15 protein-coding genes are annotated in these 20088 nt (G+C 49.3%); 3 read left to right on the plus strand and 12 right to left on the minus strand.

Translation table 11 applies throughout. From position 1 onward, the window contains the following. Window positions 1–436: 436 nt before the first annotated feature. The 4 genes from rplI to rpsF are packed head-to-tail and all read right to left on the minus strand — an operon-like array spanning window position 437 to window position 2163. Window positions 437–889, minus strand: a complete 453-nt coding sequence (gene rplI / locus BOCO_RS05820) for a 50S ribosomal protein L9 (protein ID WP_094723173.1) — start codon at window positions 887–889, stop codon at window positions 437–439. A gap of 11 nt (window positions 890–900) precedes the next feature. Next, complete coding sequence (rpsR, locus tag BOCO_RS05825; protein WP_094723175.1) at window positions 901–1149, minus strand: 30S ribosomal protein S18; 249 nt, start codon at window positions 1147–1149, stop codon at window positions 901–903. 53 nt (window positions 1150–1202) lie between these two features. Further along, entirely contained in the window at window positions 1203–1811 is a 609-nt protein-coding gene (ssb, locus tag BOCO_RS05830) for a single-stranded DNA-binding protein (RefSeq protein ID WP_094723177.1), read from the minus strand. Between the two features lie 55 nt (window positions 1812–1866). After that, window positions 1867–2163 carry a 30S ribosomal protein S6 gene (gene rpsF, locus BOCO_RS05835; protein ID WP_094723179.1) on the minus strand — a complete coding sequence of 99 codons (297 nt, stop codon included), beginning with the start codon at window positions 2161–2163 and terminating at the stop codon, window positions 1867–1869. A 253-nt stretch (window positions 2164–2416) separates the two neighbouring features. Between rpsF and BOCO_RS05840 the strand changes: the two genes are divergently transcribed. Beyond that, on the plus strand, window positions 2417–3448 hold the full coding sequence (locus tag BOCO_RS05840) for a glycosyltransferase (protein WP_094723181.1): 1032 nt from the start codon (window positions 2417–2419) through the stop codon (window positions 3446–3448). Window positions 3449–3488: 40 nt separating this feature from the next. Here the strand turns inward: BOCO_RS05840 and BOCO_RS05845 are convergent, their stop codons facing one another. The 7 genes from BOCO_RS05845 to rfbB form a co-directional block, all read right to left on the minus strand. Then, window positions 3489–7583, minus strand: coding sequence for a glycosyltransferase family 2 protein (locus BOCO_RS05845; RefSeq protein ID WP_211278695.1), 4095 nt, complete (start codon window positions 7581–7583; stop codon window positions 3489–3491). A gap of 7 nt (window positions 7584–7590) precedes the next feature. After that, window positions 7591–9243 (minus strand): glycosyltransferase family protein, encoded by a 1653-nt coding sequence (locus BOCO_RS05850; protein WP_094723183.1) that lies wholly within the window; start codon window positions 9241–9243, stop codon window positions 7591–7593. Then, on the minus strand, window positions 9243–10469 hold the full coding sequence (locus BOCO_RS05855; protein WP_094723185.1) for an ABC transporter ATP-binding protein: 1227 nt from the start codon (window positions 10467–10469) through the stop codon (window positions 9243–9245). Before BOCO_RS05855 ends, BOCO_RS05850 begins: the two co-directional genes overlap by 1 nt. Next, entirely contained in the window at window positions 10470–11297 is an 828-nt protein-coding gene (locus BOCO_RS05860) for an ABC transporter permease (protein ID WP_094723187.1), read from the minus strand. It abuts the gene before it with no gap. Window positions 11298–11398: 101 nt separating this feature from the next. Further along, complete coding sequence (gene rfbA, locus BOCO_RS05865) at window positions 11399–12289, minus strand: glucose-1-phosphate thymidylyltransferase RfbA (protein ID WP_094723189.1); 891 nt, start codon at window positions 12287–12289, stop codon at window positions 11399–11401. Between the two features lie 132 nt (window positions 12290–12421). Further along, window positions 12422–13876, minus strand: a complete 1455-nt coding sequence (locus BOCO_RS05870; protein ID WP_094723191.1) for a sugar nucleotide-binding protein — start codon at window positions 13874–13876, stop codon at window positions 12422–12424. 150 nt (window positions 13877–14026) lie between these two features. Continuing rightward, window positions 14027–15046, minus strand: coding sequence for a dTDP-glucose 4,6-dehydratase (gene rfbB / locus BOCO_RS05875; RefSeq protein ID WP_094723193.1), 1020 nt, complete (start codon window positions 15044–15046; stop codon window positions 14027–14029). 77 nt (window positions 15047–15123) lie between these two features. Here rfbB and BOCO_RS05880 point away from each other — a divergent pair, with 77 nt between their 5' ends. Then, a complete protein-coding gene (locus tag BOCO_RS05880) occupies window positions 15124–16614 on the plus strand; it encodes a DUF2142 domain-containing protein (protein WP_094723195.1) in 1491 nt (496 codons plus the stop codon). 34 nt (window positions 16615–16648) lie between these two features. Further along, complete coding sequence (locus tag BOCO_RS05885) at window positions 16649–18475, plus strand: hypothetical protein (RefSeq protein ID WP_094723197.1); 1827 nt, start codon at window positions 16649–16651, stop codon at window positions 18473–18475. On the opposite strand, the gene BOCO_RS05890 is transcribed toward BOCO_RS05885, so the two are convergent. Beyond that, on the minus strand, window positions 18472–20055 hold the full coding sequence (locus BOCO_RS05890) for a glycoside hydrolase family 25 protein (RefSeq protein ID WP_094723199.1): 1584 nt from the start codon (window positions 20053–20055) through the stop codon (window positions 18472–18474). The genes BOCO_RS05885 and BOCO_RS05890 overlap by 4 nt on opposite strands. Window positions 20056–20088 lie beyond the last annotated feature (33 nt).

Consider the following 20088-nt stretch of genomic DNA (forward strand, 5'->3'; position numbering starts at 1 on the left):
GGGGGGTTAATTTGTCAGTAGCAGACACACCAGTACCAGCCTGACCAGCAACCATAACCGGCGCTACAAGCCCACCCAACACACACAGTGACACCACACCAACCAACAACCGCTTACCCACAACACGCAATTTCGGCACGAGAATCACCCCAACAAAAAACAGTAAACTCCCCCACGAGAAAAAAGAACAACACACGCCACTCCCCAAAGCCAGCATGCTCACCAAACCAGAATACCCAAACCACACACAAGAACACAAAAACACAACCAACATGAACGTAATTTAACAAAACCACACACAAACACACATATTTATCAAGATTCTTCGATTACATGCAATAACACAAAAAGTCCCTGCACACCTCCGAACAGGAGGGGCAGGGACTTTACGAGTCAAACTTGGTCGTTACTTAACCAGTAACCACCAACAGCCGAATCACTTCTCGGCTGTCACCTTAACGGTGAAGGATGCAGAAATCTCAGGGTGGAGAGCCACCGTTGCTGGGAACTCACCAGTTGTCTTGATGGGCTCAACTGAGATAGCGCGTGGCTCCACAGCTGCTTGAGAAGCGAGGGCCTGAGCAATTGCTTCAACAGAAATAGAACCAAACAGCTTACCGGATTCGGAGACCTTAGCCTTAAGCTCTACAACGGTCCCCTCGATGGCGTTCTTTGCTGCGACAGCATCCTCGCGGGTAGCCATCTGGCGGGCACGGCGGGCACGGCGCATTGCTTCAATCTGTGCAGCAGCACCCTTAGTCCACTTAAAAGCTAAGCCCTTAGGAATCAGGAAGTTGCGTGCATAACCAGGGCGAACTTCAACAACATCACCAGAATGACCCAAGTCACCTACGGTTGCAGTCAGAATTACTTTACTTGACTTTGCCATTGTCTCTCTCCTCAGCGACCGGTGGTCTGGTAGGGCAGGAGGGCCATCTCACGGGCATTCTTAATTGCCTTAGAGATCTCTCGCTGCTGCTGAACAGTGACACCAGTGATCCGACGGGAACGAATCTTACCGCGGTCAGAGATGAACTTACGCAGCAAAGCCACGTCCTTGTAGTCAATCTCGTGAACCTTTGCCACACTCAGTGGGTTCGGCTTCTTCTTAATCGGCTTGACCGGCGCCTGCGGCCTTTTTCGTGACATTTGTACTCCTTAAAAATAATGCTCAATATTGGGTCAATGTACAGCTAGGCTAGCTAGAACTCAGGCTCATCTCCCGAACCGCCGAAATCATCGGAGGAACCGAATGAGCTGAACGAATTACCAGAATTGCTTGGTGTTGACCAAGGATCCTGGGCAGGGGCCTGCTGAGCGGGAGCCTGACCAGCTGGGGCCGAAGCGCCACCCTGGTAACCACCCTGATAGCCGCCTGCCTGCTGAGCGCCAGCGAATCCGCCACGTCCTCCACCGTTGCCAGCAGCGCCCGAACCTGGAGTTCGAGTAACCTGGGCGGTGTTGCGCGACAGAGCGGGACCAATCTCATCCACACGCATCTCCATGACTGTGCGGTTGTTGCCCTCACGGTCCTGGTAAGAGCGCTGAACGAGACGTCCTTGCGCGATAACTCTCATGCCTTTTGCCAAGCTGGCTTGTACATTGGATGCCATTGGAGCATAGGTAGAATCCCAAGCAGAGCACCGTATGAAGAGAGCATCGCCGTCTTCCCACTGCCCTGAATTGCGGTTGAACTGCCTCGGGGTGGAAGCAATCGTGAAGTCAGCTACAGTACCACCGTTACCGGTTGTACGTACTTCAGGATCTGCGGTGAGGTTACCCACCATGGTGATGTATGTATCCCCTGCCATATTCGTGCCTTCCTTAGCAATAGCCGCTAGAATTACCTAGCTCCGTACAAAGAACTTACTTGCTGTCCTTGCGAAGAATCTTAGTGCGAATAACTGATTCGCTGAGGTTCATCACGCGGTCTAGCTCGTCAGACACACTGGGCTCGCAGCTGTAGTTAATAACTGCATAGTTGCCCTCAGTGTTATCTTCGATTTCGTAAGCGAGCTTACGACGGCCCCAGTAATCAGTCTTATCGATAGTGCCACCAGCTTTTGTGACAATCTCTAAGAACTGCTCAGAGAGTTTCTTCAGGGCGCGTTCGTCAAGAGACGGATCAGCGATGAACATCATTTCATACTTGTGTTGAGACATCACCCACCTCCTTTGGACATATCGGTCGCGGACTTTCCACGACAGGAGGGTGTAAACACATTGCCAATCAAAACAGCAGCACACAGGGTACCTGATGATAGGCAGTGTGTTTCAGTTTACACCTTCTATCAGACTTTGTTTGAGTTCCATCGCACGAGGACTACAGCATTTTTAGCGCTGTCACTGCTTCACATGTACCAATCCAACCCGATCACAACAAGCAGCTTTCCACCAATTCGATACACTGGTGATTATGAGTACTACCAGCGACCCCTTGGTCTCCATTATCGTTCCCGTTTACAATGCTGAACGATATCTAGATCACTGCTTGCATTCAATCCAAGAACAGACCTATCGTCAGCTGCAAGTCATCCTTATCGATGATGGCTCAACCGACAAATCTGCCGACATCTGCCGTGGATATGTGCGGGCTGACAGCCGCTTTACTCTTATACAACAAGATAACGGTGGCATAGGCAAGGCACAAAACCGTGGTTTAGATGCTGCACGAGGAGCATACATTGCCTTTGTTGATAACGATGACATCCTCGATATACGCAACATCGAACTACTACTTGAAGCCATACTCAAAACAGATGCAGATATGAGTAAGGCCCGCTGGCAGCAGTTCGGCCCATCTCAGTTGCATGACATCGTGCGTTTAAGTAGTACTGGAACTCATAATCCACAAACAGTAACTGTGTTCCAGAACCCCCTGCAGGCTTATCAAAATATTTTCTGTAAGAGTCTACGCTTGCTCGGTAGTCACTTGGGACGACAAACTGAAGCACAGTATTTCAATGAAGCTAACTGGTGTCGCTTGTACCGGGCGCAACTGTGGGAGGGTGTGCGCTTTCCTGAAGGGGCCTACGCTCAAGATGTAATGGTTGCTGGACAACTCTACCAGCGCATGACCAGGGTTGCAGATATCGATCTGCCCTTGTATTTTTGGCTCCAAACACCCAGCTCAGTCACACATACCAAGCGGGATCCTAGCTTCTTCCACGACAATATTGCTGCCGGAATGTTGAACTTCCAGCTCGCTCTTGATGCTGGCGTACGTCCTGCCCGCTCCTGCTACACCATGCTTGAAGGCCTACACTCCATGAAAGCAGCAGTGCAGGAATCTAGCAACGAAATTGACCTTTACCAACAAGACAAGGCAGGGGTACAGCGCCTGCTACGTAAGCTACCAGCTCACCAACTCGTAGCCTGTCTATGCTTATCTGGTTTGCGATATGGCGAAAAACTCGTGTACGACGCCCGAATCAAAAACATGACATAGATAAGCGGTGGCTGGTATGTGAGCCAGCCACCGCTTTCTTTCAGACCTCGCGAACCCAGAAGTTCCCTGACGTACGAGACAGATTGGGATTGTAGTAAGGGTCGTTGTCAATAATTGCCTGATAGCGAGCAGCAAACGTGGCCGATTCTTCCTCTAAACGGGCCTTTTTCTCGGCATCTTTCACGTCATACCCCCGGGTGAGGGACTCATAGTGATAGAGCTCAACCTCATGGGCCCACACATTATCGCGACCCAACTGGTCGTGAACTCTGATGCACAAATCGACATCGTTATAAGCCACAGCCAAATCCTCGTCAAATCCACCCACGGCCTTGAAGTCGTCCGCCTTAATCATGCAGCAAGCAGCCGTGACCGCATAATAATTAACGTTTTCCACTAGGCGCCCGAAGTAACCAAGATGAGTACGGGGACAACCTGCCTCGATATGTCCAGCGACACCGCCGAGTCCCAAAACAATTCCCGCATGCTGGATAGTTTCAATGGGATAGTAGAGCTTAGCTCCAACTAGGCCTACACGCTCCAGCTGAGCAAATGAGACCATTCGAGTCATCCAGTGAGGGCTGATGACCTGGGTGTCATCGTTGAGGAAGAGCAGATACTTACCTTTTGCTTTGGACGCAGCGATATTGTTGATTCGTGGATAGTTGAAGGGAATGTCAATCTCTTCAACACGGAACCTATCCCCCATCTGCTCCTGGTACCGCTGATAGAGATCTCGCATGGCTGGGTGGGTCGATCCGTTATCTGCAATAATGACTTCATAGTTACTGTAAGTCGTCTTTGCGAGGATGGAATCCATGCAGCGCTCGATATTATCGTAACCATCCTTGGTGGGGATAATCACTGAGACTAAGTCTTCCTGAGCCACCGGGTAATGGACATTGTAAATACCACTAGGGCCAGCACTCACCACTTCAGCACCTGTTTGCCGACGTTCCATGGCTGATTGCAGAGCACGTAAACCAGCATCAGAAGCGTAGTCCTTGGCACCACTACCCGAAGCTGTAGAAGATGCTAACGTTCGCCAGTGATAGAGGACCTTAGCAATGTGTTGGATGCGCTCTGCACTGGTATGCTCCACAAAGCGCAGAACCATATCGTAGTCCTGGGAACCTTCATATCCGGCCCGGAATCCACCTATCTCGTCGACTATCGACTTACGGTAAACACCTAAGTGGCTGATGTAGTTAGTGGAAAGAAGAAGGTCTGGCGCATAGTCCGGCTTGAAATGAGGGTCAGAACGGTTACCCTGCTCATCTTCCTTATCTTCGTCAGAGTAAATCAAATCCGTCTGTGGGCATTCGTTGAGCCTCTTCACGACCTCGAAGAGAGCCTGGGGGGCAAGCTCATCATCATTATCCAGCAAAGCTATAAACTCACCACTAGCAATCTCAAGAGCTGAGTTAGTCGCACGAGAAATGTGACCGTTTTCCTTGCGGATAACTACCTTGATACGGCTATCTTCCTGGGCATACCGTTCCAGAAGAGGTTGAACTCGAGGGTCTGTTGAGCAGTCGTCAGCCAAGCACAGCTCCCAGTGGGGATAGAACTGCTGACGGACCGAGCTGACACAGCGGTCAAGCCACTGTGGGTCCACATTGTAGACGGGGACCAGCACAGAAATCACCGGCTTTTGCTGGAAGTGTTCTATCTGCGAGCGCACCTGGTTCAAATCATACCGCTCAGTACGTTCGATGAGTTTACGGTATGCCTCTCGCTGCTTACGAGGCGCAAGATACCTGTCACTCAACTGATGGGCCAGACGACGCGGATGGCGCAGGAGGGTTACTTTTTTCATCATCGCAGTAGTACGGGCGAGTGCAGCTGAAGCAGGCAGGGGCAGCGGTTCAGTTACCTGACCTGATTCTGAACTGAACACTAAGGATGGGTGGTCAGCACGCACGGTTTGATAGGCTCCGGGCTCTACACTGATTCTGATCTCGAATCCCACTTCTGCATCGGGCTGGGTATGGAAGGTCATATTAACATCGGGCCGCAGCAGACGACGCATTTCTTTAACCTGAATGCTACTACTAGCCTTCAATGAAACATCTGCTGCTTGAGCTCTGTGCTGGTCAACAGCCCAACCCTTAACAAGAATATGGCAACCATCTCGGGAAACACTTACTTCGTCAATTGAGCCGCTCACCCGCTCATTCTGCCGTTCATCTAAGGGGAAATAGGCAGTAGCAAACGGATCAGTCATCGTGGCATGGGAACCTAGATATGCTTGAAGAGCTTCTGAGGGTATTGTCAGGGCCTGCCTGCCTTCCCTCACGAAACTGCTGTAGGGTTGCCACAGGGTTGAAAGATTGCACTGCTGCCTAGCTCGTACGCAGAGGTCTATACCTTTCAAACCAGCTGCAAGATTGGCATTAAAACCGTGTAATGACGTAAATGCTTGGCGGGTAATAAGCATACAGTCTTCGGTGACCGCGAACATATCGTGGGGCAAAATATCTCGGAAGTAGTAACCAATACCTTGGTCCCACTGTCCACGCATCTCGAACGGCTGTCCTGAACGCATAGCTCGCAAGGTCACGCCTGCATTATCCACCCGCTGATTGCGATCGAAGATTTTACCGCCGACGATTCCAACACCACTGGGATGGGAATAGTTCACCATCTGTTCCAGCCACTGGGCACTTTCAGGTTTCAGTCCGTTTACGAAGACCAGTACATCTTCTTGTCTTTCCAGAGCAAGGGCATTGACGTCTTCACTCTGGCAGCGCACGAATGCAACATTGGAATACTGGGTATGCTGGCGCAAGTACTGGAAGAGTTCATCACTGTAACCTGTAGCGAGCACAGCTACACTGGGCTGCTTGAACTTGTAGTCTATTTTGTACGTTCCCAGGTTTTCCATCATGCTGACAGTGCCCTGCATATCCCGGCGCTCTAGCGCTGCCTCAACAGCCTTCTGCCCAGCTTCGTATGCGTACATCTTGCTGGTAGGATCACCTGCTACAGAGCTCGCCAACGTGCGCCAATGGTAGAGCATTTTTGCAATATGATGCACCTGCTGGGCTTGCTCAGTGGCACGTAACACGAAGTCGTAGTCTTGGCTGCCATCATAATCGCTGCTCAGACCACCAACCTGATCCAACAACTGCTTCGAAACAACAACAAAGTGCGTAATGTAGTTGTGACTTAACAGCAGGTTAGGAGAAAAACCAGGCTTGAAGAAGGGTTCGAAGCGGACCCCCTCCTCAGTCATCTTGTCTTCATCAGAGTAAAGAAAATCTCTATTGGGATCTTCGTTGATGGCTTTGACCATTTCGAAGAGAGCATTGGGAGCAAGCTCATCATCGTTATCCATGAACCCAACATACTCACCAGAAGCTAAGGCTATGGCTGAATTCGTTGCCTCCGCAATACCACCGTTGCTAGAACGCTCTACAACCTTAATACGGCTATCACTGAGCGCTAGTTCTTGCAGGAGCGGGCGCACGTGTTCCGCTGGCGAGCAGTCATCTGCCAGGCAGAGCTCCCAGCGCGAATACCACTGATTCTGTACTGATGCTACGCACTTACGCAACCATTGTTCGTCGACGTTGTACACCGGGACTACAATGGAAACCAGTGGATGGAGCTTATAATCCGCTATCTGCTCCTCAGCCTGAGACTGAGTCATATTCTCATGCTGATCAATCCAACGCTCGTAGAACTCCTGATGGTTGCTCACGTTACGGTGAACTGCGGTCAGGAGGGCACGAAAACCAGACGGCGTCCAAGCATGAGAAAGATAACTGACAGCAGTTCGTGTTTTGCTTTTTATCTTGTCGGTTTGTATTTGCCGTTCAATCTTGTCTGCATCAAGAACAAGCAGCTTATCTTCCCCATTGAGGGTAACCTTTACCTTGGCAACCTTCTTTCCTTGGGGAAAAGCCACACTAAAACCAGGACGAACACCGTCTTTCAGCTCATACATGCTACTAATTTCGGGGCGGGGATGGCGGCTCACTTCGCACTGTTCATCAGTGGGAGTCATATCCAGGCCTAAGTGGCGCAACTTGTCCACAGCCCAACCAGTAACGCAGATTTGATGACTCTGGGAATCCTTACGCACCGTGTCAATTTCAATTTGATAGTTCATCGAATTGTGTAACAGCATTAACTGCCTACCTTTTGGGGATAACATGCTGGAGCATCTTGCGCACACGCAAGATGCAACGAACGAATGGATTATTCATAAGGCAATGCCATCTGTCTAGCTGTCGAGCTTGGACGATCTGGCGATGTCGAATTTCTTGAGCAAGCTTGCTAGCAACTGCTGGTGGAATGTGAGAGAGAGGGAAGACTTGAGCTCGTACCGACATCTGCCCGACTCCTACTGGAGAAGTAATATACACTTGAGGGTCCATCTGCAAGAAGAAGTAGACACCCTCATAGTCGACATCTGCATTGGTACTTATCTCTAGACGCCCTGCTCCCTGGTGTTTGACTTCCAATCCAGCTATGAGACAGGGCTGTTCACCAAAGTCAACACGCGTAACCTTCTGCCCTTCACACTGGAAAGACAGATGAGTTTCTGCGCCTAGAGGATATGCGTGTGGGGTGAGATTAACAGCCGTCATCTGCTGAGAGTTCCCTAGGAAAACGCGTACCGCCTGCTGGTAAAAGCAAAGAATAGGGTCTGCCGCAAACTGGGTTGACTGGTTATAGTCAGCCACCATCTGAGTATGTCTCAAAAGATACGAGTGGTAGGTATCACTCATAGCAAAAGCTTCTGGACGGTGCTTCTTCAGCTCCTGCATGAGCTGCTTCCAGACCGTGTCTATGTCATATTCTGCGATAAACCGCTCACGGTGCTGGCTCTGGAAAGCACAAGCAGCCTGATACCCTTCAACGATTTGCTGGGCAAGCACCGATGGCTCAACCTCAGTAGCTGCATGCTCTTGCATGACTTCGACCAGGGAAGGGGCCTGGCCCTTGGATCGGCCTGAGAAGTTGAAATAAGCGGTTCGCTCAAAGTTGTCTTCGTTGAGATAGCCCGGTCCACCAAAACGATCGTAGAGGAAGACTGGCACTCCTTGCACAAGGCAGTACTGAACAGTCTTGCCAATCGACACCACACAGTCATACTTATCTAGCAATTCTGGGGACGTTGGCTGCGACTGTTGACCTACTACATCCTTGAGGACATCAACCCTCAGTCCTTGTCCACGTAACAGCTCTGCTGCCTGCAATAGTTCCTCAGGAGCATGGTTAGAGACAATAAGCACCGCTTCCAGCTTGTCCCGCATCCGATGAGGGGTAGTACTGTACGCCGTCGGAGCTGGGTTAGGGTATAGGGCAAGCTTATCTCGCCTCTCGAAAAATGCTTGCTGGGCATCGAGAGTGCCTTGCGCATTGAACACTATCATGTCCGCCAACCCGTCCTCAAGGCCATACATGTAGGGCTGCTCAAGGTGGACTTCCCGATAGGGTGACATATGTGAAAAAATGAAGTGAGGCCGCTCAACTGGCCCTTGTGCCAGCTCATCAATCAGCACACGAGGTAGTACCTCATGCTGAACCCAGACTAAGTCAAAATCTGTTAGGTGTAACTCGTTACAGGAGGCACTGGCGCTAGTAAGAACCTGAATACCAGCATCTTCAACAATCTTGAGCATGGGGTCAGCAGCTACCCAAGCATAAATGACTACTTGGTACCCTTGAGACTGCAAGTACTGCGCTAGCTCGAAGGCCTGAACTTCGCTGCCGCCTATATGTACTAGGGTGCTCTGAGTAATCAGAACCCTCTGCTTCCCACCTTGTGCAGCTGAGCTCATTACGAAAGCCTAACTTTGACCTTTGGGTGCGTCATACTTTGGTCGTACAGTTTGGCCTTCCTTATCTGGAACTGGTACACCGAAGACTGCTTCAGTAGGAGATCATCTCCGCTGGCAGCTGCAATATTAACGTGATAGTCACCCGAAGCTAGCACGTTCTCAATACTAAAGAGCATCCGGTGCTTACCCTTGGTGAACGTCTCCTGGTCACCATTAATTTTGTTTGACGTAGCTAAGGCAACCCTACCCTGCTGGTCGATCAAATTAATAGCGAAGATACCCCTCTTGATATCTCTGGAACAGTCAAAGGTGATATCCAAGTCGAAATCTTCGTTAATGTTGAGCAGCTGGGTTTCTTCCTTGCCCACCATAGCTTTGACATCAACAAGTTTAATGCCGTTACCTTGCTCTAGACGAACTGCTTCGTTATCCTTTTGCACCACCTTTTGCTGTTGCTCAAGGAAGTATTCGGAATAAGCATTGGCCACGTCGTCAGGCAAGCCGTACTTGGCGATAACACCATCTTGAATAAGCATGGCTTTGTTGCAGAACTTGCGAACATCGCCCATAGAGTGAGTGACCAGAATAATGGTCTTTTTCTTCCTCTTAGCTTCGAAGAAATAATCTTGGCACTTCTTTTGGAAGGCCTCATCACCGACAGCCAGAACCTCATCCAAAACGAGAATGTCGCCTTGGGACTTAATCGCTACAGAGAAGGCAAGACGGACCTGCATGCCAGAGGAATAGTTTTTGAGCTTTTGCTCCATGAAGTCACCAAGCTCAGCGAAATCGACGATATCATCATACATGCCGTCAATCTCATCCTTGGTGAATCCGAGCATAGCGCCGTTCAAATAGACGTTTTCACGCCCAGTTAATTCTGGATTAAAGCCAACACCTAACTCGATGAAAGGCACCAGCTTACCGTTTACCTGTACTGAGCCAGAGTTAGGAGTGTAGATCTGGGAGATGATTTTGAGCAAGGTGGACTTGCCAGAACCGTTCTTGCCAACGATTCCGAAAAAGTCACCTTTTTTGATTTCAAAAGAGACATCCTTCAAAACATGCTGGAGGGTATAGCCTGTATTACCGCGCACCATGTTAAAGAGGGCACCTTTAAGACTGTTGGTCTTCTCGTGCGGAAGCTTAAAGTCTTTCGACACATGCGATACCCGTAATGCCACATCTTCAGGTAACTCTTTGCTTGTTCTCTTGACCAAACTCATTTATACCAACTCCGCAAAGAACTTAGACTTGGCGGTAAAGAATTTAAGGCCGCCAATGAAAATCAGGAGGGTGAAAACAACCGGCCAGCAGGCAATAAAGAAATTGCTCTCCCACTGCCACAAGGTAGGATTGGCAGGAGAAATTAACACATGTCGTGCGTCCTGCACAATTTGAGCCACAGGGTTGAGGAGGAGGTCTAGCTTGGCGTAGACCGGCCCCATGGCACCAGCTTTAGAAGAAATCATGCTAATCGGGTAAATGATCGGGGTTGCATAAAAGCCAGCCTGCGTTACCACTTCCCAAATTGGGTTCAAATCGCGCAGGTTTACGTAGAGCGCAGACAGGAAGAAGGCAATGCCTAGAGCCAGCAGGTATAGTTCGAAAACTATAGGAATGATTAACAAATTCGACCATGAGGGACGAACACCATTCACCAAGGCAAAAATGATGACCACAATAAAATTGAACCCGAAGTTAATCAGGGCACTCATTGATGAGGCCACAACAATCACATACTTAGAGAAATGAATTTTGCGGAGAAGATCACCATGCCCCACGATGGAAAGCATGCCTCCAGTGGTTGTCTCGTTAAAGAAGTTCCACAAGATGATGCCCAGCAACAAAGCCACAGTAAAGTGAGGGACGTCAGCACCAAAGCGCATAAAACGAACGAAAACCACATACATGATGGCAAAGAGCATGAGCGGCTTCAAAACTGACCAGAGGTAGCCCAAAATTGACTGCTGATAACGAAGTTTGAAGTCTGTAGAAACCATGGCCTTCAGCAGCAGCCGGTTCTTCTTAGTGAAAATCTCAGTGATTTTCAATAGATTCTCCTCGATTGATGGATACATCTGTCAGCGGCGACACTTGTGTGCTCGTTACAATACCAACCGCTGAGCGTAATACTTCCGTAGGACTTGCAAGCTCAGACGAGCTTTTTGACCATAATCTTGTTATTGGCTACATCCAATAAGTGCTGCCCGTATGGTGATTTGCCATACTTACGAGCAGACTCAACTAACTGTTCACGGGCAATCCAACCGTTTTCATAAGCGATCTCCTCCACCACTGCTATCGGTAGCCCTTGAGCGCGTTGCACCGTACGGACAAATTCACTTGCCTGATAGAGCGAGTCCATTGTACCCGTATCCAACCACGCATAGCCACGACCCAAGGTTTGCACTGTCAAAGAATCATCCTCTAAGTACATCCGGTTGAGGTCAGTAATTTCCAGCTCGCCACGGGCAGAAGGCTTAACCTGCTGAGCAAACTCACTTACTCGACTGTCATAGAAGTACAATCCAGTTACTGCATAATTGCTAGCCGGATGCTCCGGCTTTTCGGTAATACTGATGACCTTATGTTCGTCATTAAACTCAACCACACCATAGCGTTCAGGATCGTCGACGTAATAACCGAAGACCGTAGCGCCCTGAGCAGCTGAAGCAGCTGAACGCAAGACACGTCCAAGACCGTTGCCGTAGAAGATGTTGTCTCCCAATACTAGAGCGCAAGGCTCACCGGCAATAAACTCTTCGCCCAAGATGAACGCTTGAGCTAAACCGTCTGGGCTAGGCTGGACCTTGTAGGAGAACTTGACACCATACTGTTCTCCACTACCAAGCAGCCTCTGGAAGTTAGGAAGATCAGTCGGAGTCGAGATGATCAAAATATCACGAATACCGGCCATCATAAGCACGCTCAAGGGATAGTAAATCATCGGCTTGTCGTACACCGGCAGCAACTGCTTAGAAGTTACTGTCGTCAGCGGATAGAGGCGGGTGCCTGAACCACCCGCCAGAATAATGCCTTTCATAGGCCTAATACCTTTCTTGCTGTTCACATGCCCACACATGCAGCCACAATTAGCAACAGCATACTGTACACCACAAGCAAGTTACGTGCCTACTGCCGGTATCTGTGCTGTTTTTGCGCAATAAGCTGTCAGCTAAGCCTGCTGCTGGGAACGAATGTAGTCCGCCATGGATTGTTCCCAATCAGCCGGATGGAATCCGGTTTCCTCTATTTTACGCAAGGCTAAGGCCGAATGGACTGGACGAGGTGAGACTGGATCGGTAGCCTGAGCATAATAGTCGGCGGTAGAAACTGGTCGAACCTTATCACCATTGCCATTCGTCTGCTCAAAGACGGCACTCGCTATTTCAGCCCAGGAGTGAATAGAGCCAGAGCCAGTGAGATTGTATGTGCCATAGGGTGCGCCCGTATCCAGCAGATGGAAGATTGCTTTGGCCATGTCAGTCGTAAAGGTCAAACGCCCATACTGGTCGTCAACTACAGTAATTTCGTTCAGGGGCTGCTCTGGATCAGCTACCCTGTCAGACAGGCTCATCATGGTCTTCACGAAGTTATGCCCTTGGCCGATCACCCAACTTGAGCGCAGAATGTAGTGTCGAGGTGCACCCTCAGCTGCTATGTCACCGGCGGCCTTGCTTTGCCCATAGACACCGAGAGGAGCAAAATCCTCTTCTTCAGTGTGTTCTTCGGTTTGTCCGTCAAACACATAATCGCTGGAAACATGAACAAGGGTAATGTGGTGCTCCCTAGCCACCTGAGCCAAGAGCGCCGGACCTTGTGCATTAGCTTTCCAAGCCACAGGCCTGCCTTCTTGTGTTTCAGCCTTATCTACTGCTGTGAAGGCACCGGCATTGATAATGGTGCCATACAATGACCAGTCGAAGCGCGCATAAGCAGCTGGGTCAGAAAAATCAAAACTATCGATATCAGTAAATTCAAATCCCTGCAAGTGGTGCTCTTCCACATACTGCTGAATAGCCTGCCCGAGCTGACCGCGAGAACCGGTCACCAGAGTGCGCAGCGGAGCCATGGGCTGTACGTCCTTAAGCATGGGATGCTGCAAGTCAGCAGCAGAGCGCTCGCTAGACTCCAGAGGGATAGGCCAATCGATGTGGAGATCCGGATCAGCCAAATTAACAAACGTGTAAGTTTTCTTTTGCTCTAACGACCAGTGGGCGTTGACGAGATATGTGTAAACAGTGCCATCATGCAAGGCTTGGAAGCTGTTACCAACACCTCTGGGAACAAAAATAGCCTTAGACGGATCAAGCCTAGTGGTGTACACCTGTCCGAAACTCTCTCCTGGGCGCAAATCAACCCAAGCGCCGAAAATTTCTCCAGCGGCGATAGAAATATACTTGTCCCAAGGTTCAGCATGGATACCACGGGTAACGCCCTTGCTTGCATTGAAGCTGATGTTGTTCTGCACAGGACCGAAATCTGGAAGACCCAAGGCTGTCATCTTGGCACGCTGCCAGTTTTCTTTAAACCACCCTCTATTGTCGCCATGCACCGGCAAATCAAACACCAGCAGGCCGGGAATATTAGTCTCTTCGACCTGTAGTTCTCGTTCAAACTCTAAAGGCATCCTGTATACAGCCTCTCCCGCCGGCATCCGGCGTACTCCGCTACTCGTGATAGCGTCGATTCAATCTTCTTACAGCAGACTTTCACCGCCGTGTCATAGTTAAGCAGTATCCGGCGTCAAACACAAAAGCCGTGTCAACGCCGGATGTAGTCACTGTCCTTGCTGTTGATATTTAGCCTCTGTGGCCGCCTTAGCCGGCTCCCACCACTCACGATGGGTCTCATACCATTCAACCGTCTTCTTGAGACCTGATTCGAAGTCCGTATGCTGGGGCTGCCAACCTAATTCAGTGCGCAGCTTCGTAGCATCGATAGCATACCGGCGATCGTGACCTGGGCGGTCACGCACATGGTCGAACGCATCCTCATCCTGTCCCATAACTCGCAAAATATCATGCAGAACAGTAATGTTGTTACGCTCTCCATCGGCACCAATCAAGTATGTTTCACCTAGACGACCCTTGGTGAGAATAGTCCACACAGCCGATGAATGATCTTCGGTATGAATCCAGTCACGTACATTCAGACCATCGCCATACAGTTTAGGCCGAATACCTTCCAAGATATTGGTAATCTGTCGTGGAATGAACTTTTCTACATGCTGATACGGACCGTAATTATTGGAACAATTGGAGATGGTCATCCGTACGCCGAAAGTCCTAAACCACGCTCTTACCAGCAAATCTGATGAGGCTTTCGTTGAAGAATACGGTGATGAAGGATGATACGGTGTCTCTTCAGTAAACCGAGCTGGGTCATCCAAGGCTAAGTCGCCATATACCTCGTCTGTACTGACATGATGGTAGCGCACATCGTACTTTCGTGCCGCTTCAAGCAGGCGGAAAGTACCATCCACATTAGTTCGAACAAATGGTTCAGGGTTTGCTATGGAATTGTCATTATGCGATTCGGCGGCATAGTGAACAATAGCGTCATGCCCTGGGACGATACGATCAAGGAGTTCTGAATCGCAAATATTGCCGTGGACGAACTCAACCCGATCTTCCGGTAAACCTTTAATATTCTCAATGTTTCCAGCGTATGTGAGCGCATCTAGTACAGTCACATGTACCTCTGGATGGTTGTTGACTACATAGTGTACGAAGTTAGAACCTATAAAGCCACATCCACCAGTGACGATAATGTTCTTAGGTGAGAAGTTTTCTGCCATGCAACTAATAGTACTTCATTGCAGAAATTCATGACAACTTCGGGGCAGTCCTCTACCATCACCACAAGGACTAACTCATGAGTTACAGAGGAGAGCTAGTGAGAATACATCTACGCCGCTCGATAGCTGACAGTCGCCTTGCTCTGTCTCTTTTTTTCGTTCTAGCCATACTCCAAGGTTCCTACTTCATCAGCGCTATCGGACCCCTCACCATGCCTGATACGGACATGAATGCTAATACGCCCTATGCCATTGCAACAGGTCAGATTTTCAACTTGCCTCACGTAGAGACTGACAAGTTCGGTAACCACACGAAGGTCCAATACATCTCTGGTGACGCCCGCCTACTCAAACGCACAGGCCGTATCAATACGCTCGTCGATACCGTCGTCAGCAGCCCCCTGTCTCCAAGTAGTAAACAGGAAAAACAGCGAGTGATTGACCACGAGCCACAGTCAACCATTACCGTACCAACATCACATATTGCAAACCGTTCCAACCAGTACTTCCCGCTGGTGTATCTGCCTCAAGCAGCAGGCATTCGCATCGCCCTCTGGCTTAATAGTTCACCTTACCAAGTCTGGCAGGCAGGGCGCATAACTAATTTCATCGTTTTCCTAACACTGATGGGCCTTGCTATTGTGATCATCCCTAGGGCCAAAACTATGGTTGCTTGTATCGCCGTATTTCCAATGACCGTATTTATAGGGTCAAGCCTCATGGCTGATGCTTTCTTCATCAGTATCAGCGCATGCTTTCTAGCGTTGTTCTTCCGGGTCAGCATCCGAACTACCCCTGCCACGACCCTGCAAGTAGTGTGCCTGGGCATCTTGTCAATATTGTTGTTCTATTCAAAACTGGTCTATGTGGCCCTTGCCATACTGCTACTGGCTCTGCCGCATCATGTGCTCAGCCGTAAACGCAAGGTGATCACTATAGGGACTTGCGCAGTAGTTGCTCTACTTTCATACGGTTTATGGAGCTCAAAGTATGCCGGAATGCTAGCAATAACTAATATTGAAAATAACGTTCACTGGATGCGTCACAACCCCTTCACGCTCGTAAAGACAATAACGTGGAACATCATCTTCTTACCTACAAAAGTTTCCAGTGACCAGCTTTTAACAATGCAGGCAACCATCATCTTAGGCCTAGCCTGGCTCTACCTATTACAGACACTGCCCAAACATCAAGCACCAGCACACGAACAGCTATCGAGCTGGGTAAGCAGAAACCGCTACATCATACTGTCCGTTGTGGTATTTCTCATATGCCTGTATCTCACATTTACAGCGCTGTGCCTTACCTGGAATGCTATGCCTACATTTGACAGCACTACAGAAATACAAGGATTTCAGGGACGCTACATTCTACCTCTTTTGCCGCTTTTAGTGTGTGTAGCTTTCCATCCAAAAAGGCCATCCCTACGGAGCGCAGGCGCTCCATCTTCTCCGGACACTGAAACCCAGGAAACCGATAGGAGATCAGAACCGGCTCACAGCCACAAGTATGCCCGTAAGCAAAAATCAGGCACCTTCCAATTTCTCCACCGCAAATCCCGCAAGTAGTGCGACAACGGTACAGACAAGCTACCATAGGAACATGCAGACCGCTCGGCAACTCCATAAAGCACAAGATGGTCGACCATATCATGCAATTGCTGGATGTCTGGTCATCCTTACCCTTATCATCCTTACCCTGGGAAGACTAGCGATGTCTGTCACCCTGCACATGTGGTTTGCTGCAAATCAACGGGCAGACGATGGGCTGCTCATGAGTTATTCAATGTCGGATTATCCGTCAACCCATGACCCTTACAAGCTAGCAAAAAACCAAGGATATGGCTTCTTTTTACGTGTAGTTTCCTGGAGCAAGGTCAACATCGACATAGTGTATTTTGGTGTTTGGCTCTTAGCTGCTGTCTTGACTGCTTGCGCATTGTATTCGTTTTTCCATATTCTTTGGCTTTCACTCATCAGTTACTGCTACGTGCTCTGGAACCCGCTAGCATTCGAAAATTGGCTAGGAACGAGACTGTATCGCAATTCCCTCATACCGCCCTCTCTCTTCATCCTCATCGCCTTACTCATGCTGTACCTAACTTCTGGTCAGCATCCCAGAGTAAAAAGAAAATCACGAACAAGTCAGCTACCTTGGAAATCTACTACCGCTACTGTCATACAGGTGTCCGGGAGAGTCATTTTTTACCTGCTTCTTGGTCTAGTTTTCGCGTTCGTTTACGACTTAAAAGAAGATTCAGCATGGCTCATACCCATGTTTCTCTTTGTCGTTGGCATCAAACTTGTTCAAGTCATTCAACAAACGAGGGTACAGGTTTGGAAAAAGTGCCTAACCCTGCTCCTAACCCTACTGCCACTAGTAAGTGCCGCCGGATGCCTACAAGCTGTCAGACTCTACAATGACCATAACTTTGGTGTTGCCTTACTCAATACCCGAACTCAAGGGGCAATGGCAGGATTCACTTCCCGGGTTTACCAGGTAGCTAGCCCACATCAATCACCGCGTATCTGGGCTACGGCTGATGCCCTCGATGCAGTAGAACGAGTCTCTCCCACCTTGCGTTCCCAACCAGCCATTATGGATTACATCAGGCATCGTGACTTCGCAGCGCCTTCCATTTACACACACCCTATAGAAGGTGACTTCTTGACCTGGCAATTGATAGGTGCCACAGACAGCAGTTTGGGAATGGATGATGAAGGCCGGGTACAAAGTTTTTATCAAAAGGTCAACAAAGAAATTGATACCGCCTTCGAGAAGGGTGACCTGATACGCAGCAGGAAAATCCGACTGTCTTCTTCCCTGCCAGGACGAACACCCCAGCAAATTACGAGCTTAATCGGCCCCTCAGCAGATATGCTCGCTGACACCATAACTCTTGGAAGGTATTATGAACACTCCAAGGGAAAGAATGTATTTGAGAACAGTAAGAAACCAATTCCCAATAAGAAGGATCTCCAGCAACTCAATATTGACGTTCACGACCCAAATCCACAAGTGCTGCCTTGGTTCACCAGCCAGCAGGCAAAAACAGTGGCTCAGGTTGATGTAGTCCTCTATAGGATTATTAACATCTGCCTATGTTTAGTTTTCCTGTACAACGTTTTTTGGGCTGTGAAACGACTAGTACATCGTCAATGGCGAGATACATTAGCCGTTGGCCTCAGCCTTGCACTCATAGCGTACGCGTTTATCTATGCCTTCGCAGTCTCCTGGTTCATCGAATACACCGCGAACTTGTACTTCCAGTTCTTCTTTACTGTTGGCTCAATTACACCATTGGTAATAGTAGCTCTCTTACTTGCTGCTGGAAGTCTGGCACGAAAGCAAGAGATAGAGTCAAGTAAGCAATGCAAACACGCTCAAACGCTTTCGCAACCTAAGCACAAGCGACAAGCTGGCTTTTAATAACGAACCCCATACCAAGCAGTACCCTCATTGCACCAACCGAGAGAAACGAGGTGGTTGCGCTCGTTGGCATTTACTGTAAAGAGGTGCTGCCCAGAATTTGGATTGTATACACGATACACTGGCACTGCTCCGCCAGACCGCCAATTGAGACCTTCCTGCCTCCAACGATACTGTGTCAGCATGTTGTACTCATTACCGTTCATAGTGTATAAGTGTCGTCCCTGGTTCAACGAGTATAAGCGGTATACTGGCGCTCCGTCTGCAGGGGCAACCCATGCCACACCCTCAGCATTCCAACCTTTCCCAGACAGCTGACGATACTCAACTGGATTGGAAGTCAGGAAGTGCTCGCCTGAGTTTGGGTTGTACACGCGATAGATGGGCATTTCATTTGTGGCAGCAACCGTTGCTACACCGCAAGCATTCAAATCAACGTGACCATTAATGCCTGCAACGAGTCCAGTACTGCTGTACTGCCAGCAACGCTCATTCCTAGGAAAGTTAAACAAGGGAGTGGGACCATAAGAGGCTACCCAATCGGTTTTAGCATGAATACTGGGAGCATTGAGAGCAGTATTGAGATAGTACGGGTATGAATATACCGACAAGTTATTGTAGCCGGCAGCTCGCAAGCGTCCATACCAAGCATTCACTATACTGTCGTACACTGCTGGGTTGGTTGGATGGGAATGACCCGTCCAAGCCCACGGTTCCAAATCATAGTAGACCGGATAGCTTAAATTACTGGGACTAACGCCCGCCCTACGGAGAAGGTCAACTAGACTATCACCTTCCATAGCAGCAGTAGCCGCGTCATAAGAGTATGAGTATAGGTAAATTCCGAAAGGAATACCGAGCCGCTTGCACTCGTTGATGTTACGCAAAGCTTGAGTATCGAAACCGTTGCCCCACCCGTAGCCGATGCGAATAATGGCACCTTCGACTCCGGAAGCTTTGGCTACCTCCCAGTTAATTGTTTTTTGCCACTGCGAAACATCAACAACTGCGTGAGCTTGTTGCACAAAGAGCTGTCCATTGGACTGGAAGAAAGCCTGGCTTCCGTTGTGCCGGCCCCAGTGTGCTCCGTACTCATTGTTGGGAAGACCAGCAGTGTACGTATACGGACGATTTGAAAGTTGCAAGGAGGCGGGACGAACACTGGGCTGACTTGTGTGTTGAGTACTGTCGACCTGGCGCTCGACTTCGTCAATTGGTAACGGTTCAAATGACTCTCCGTGAGTCTTAGCCAATGGGTCGGCTGGCTTTGCAGCTGTTCCCACGATCGCAGGATCAGTGATGAGCGCGCCCGTCTCCACATCTTTTATCTGACCAGATGATTCTACTGCGAGTTGAGGAGACACTAGAACAGCTTCAGAGGATACCTGAGGAGAAACTGACTGAGGTAGTTGCTCAGCCTGAGCCTTGTGATCGACACTTTGATCAGCCACACTGAGAACTGTGTTTGCTTCAGCAAAGGATGGATGTGACTTGTTACTTACCGTGAGTGAAGTCGCCATAGGCATGGCAGCTAAACCAGCCGAAGCAAGCAAAGCGCAAACTTTACTGAATAAAATCATCGATCCCCCATATACCTGTATGCGTTATAAGTA

This window comes from Bombiscardovia coagulans (assembly GCF_002259585.1).
Lineage (GTDB): Bacteria > Actinomycetota > Actinomycetes > Actinomycetales > Bifidobacteriaceae > Bombiscardovia > Bombiscardovia coagulans.

Bases quoted from the DNA above. Each gene is read 5' to 3' on its own strand.
- BOCO_RS05870 (WP_094723191.1), bottom strand. From the start codon at position 13,876: ATGCCTTTAGAGTTTGAACGAGAACTACAGGTCGAAGAGACTAATATT.
- BOCO_RS05840 (WP_094723181.1), top strand. From the start codon at position 2,417: ATGAGTACTACCAGCGACCCCTTGGTCTCCATTATCGTTCCCGTTTAC.
- rpsF (WP_094723179.1), bottom strand. From the start codon at position 2,163: ATGTCTCAACACAAGTATGAAATGATGTTCATCGCTGATCCGTCTCTT.
- rfbA (WP_094723189.1), bottom strand. From the start codon at position 12,289: ATGAAAGGCATTATTCTGGCGGGTGGTTCAGGCACCCGCCTCTATCCG.
- BOCO_RS05845 (WP_211278695.1), bottom strand. From the start codon at position 7,583: ATGCTGTTACACAATTCGATGAACTATCAAATTGAAATTGACACGGTG.
- ssb (WP_094723177.1), bottom strand. From the start codon at position 1,811: ATGGCAGGGGATACATACATCACCATGGTGGGTAACCTCACCGCAGAT.
- BOCO_RS05880 (WP_094723195.1), top strand. From the start codon at position 15,124: ATGAGTTACAGAGGAGAGCTAGTGAGAATACATCTACGCCGCTCGATA.
- BOCO_RS05890 (WP_094723199.1), bottom strand. From the start codon at position 20,055: ATGATTTTATTCAGTAAAGTTTGCGCTTTGCTTGCTTCGGCTGGTTTA.
- BOCO_RS05855 (WP_094723185.1), bottom strand. From the start codon at position 10,469: ATGAGTTTGGTCAAGAGAACAAGCAAAGAGTTACCTGAAGATGTGGCA.
- rplI (WP_094723173.1), bottom strand. From the start codon at position 889: ATGGCAAAGTCAAGTAAAGTAATTCTGACTGCAACCGTAGGTGACTTG.
- rfbB (WP_094723193.1), bottom strand. From the start codon at position 15,046: ATGGCAGAAAACTTCTCACCTAAGAACATTATCGTCACTGGTGGATGT.
- rpsR (WP_094723175.1), bottom strand. From the start codon at position 1,149: ATGTCACGAAAAAGGCCGCAGGCGCCGGTCAAGCCGATTAAGAAGAAG.
- BOCO_RS05885 (WP_094723197.1), top strand. From the start codon at position 16,649: ATGCAGACCGCTCGGCAACTCCATAAAGCACAAGATGGTCGACCATAT.
- BOCO_RS05850 (WP_094723183.1), bottom strand. From the start codon at position 9,243: ATGAGCTCAGCTGCACAAGGTGGGAAGCAGAGGGTTCTGATTACTCAG.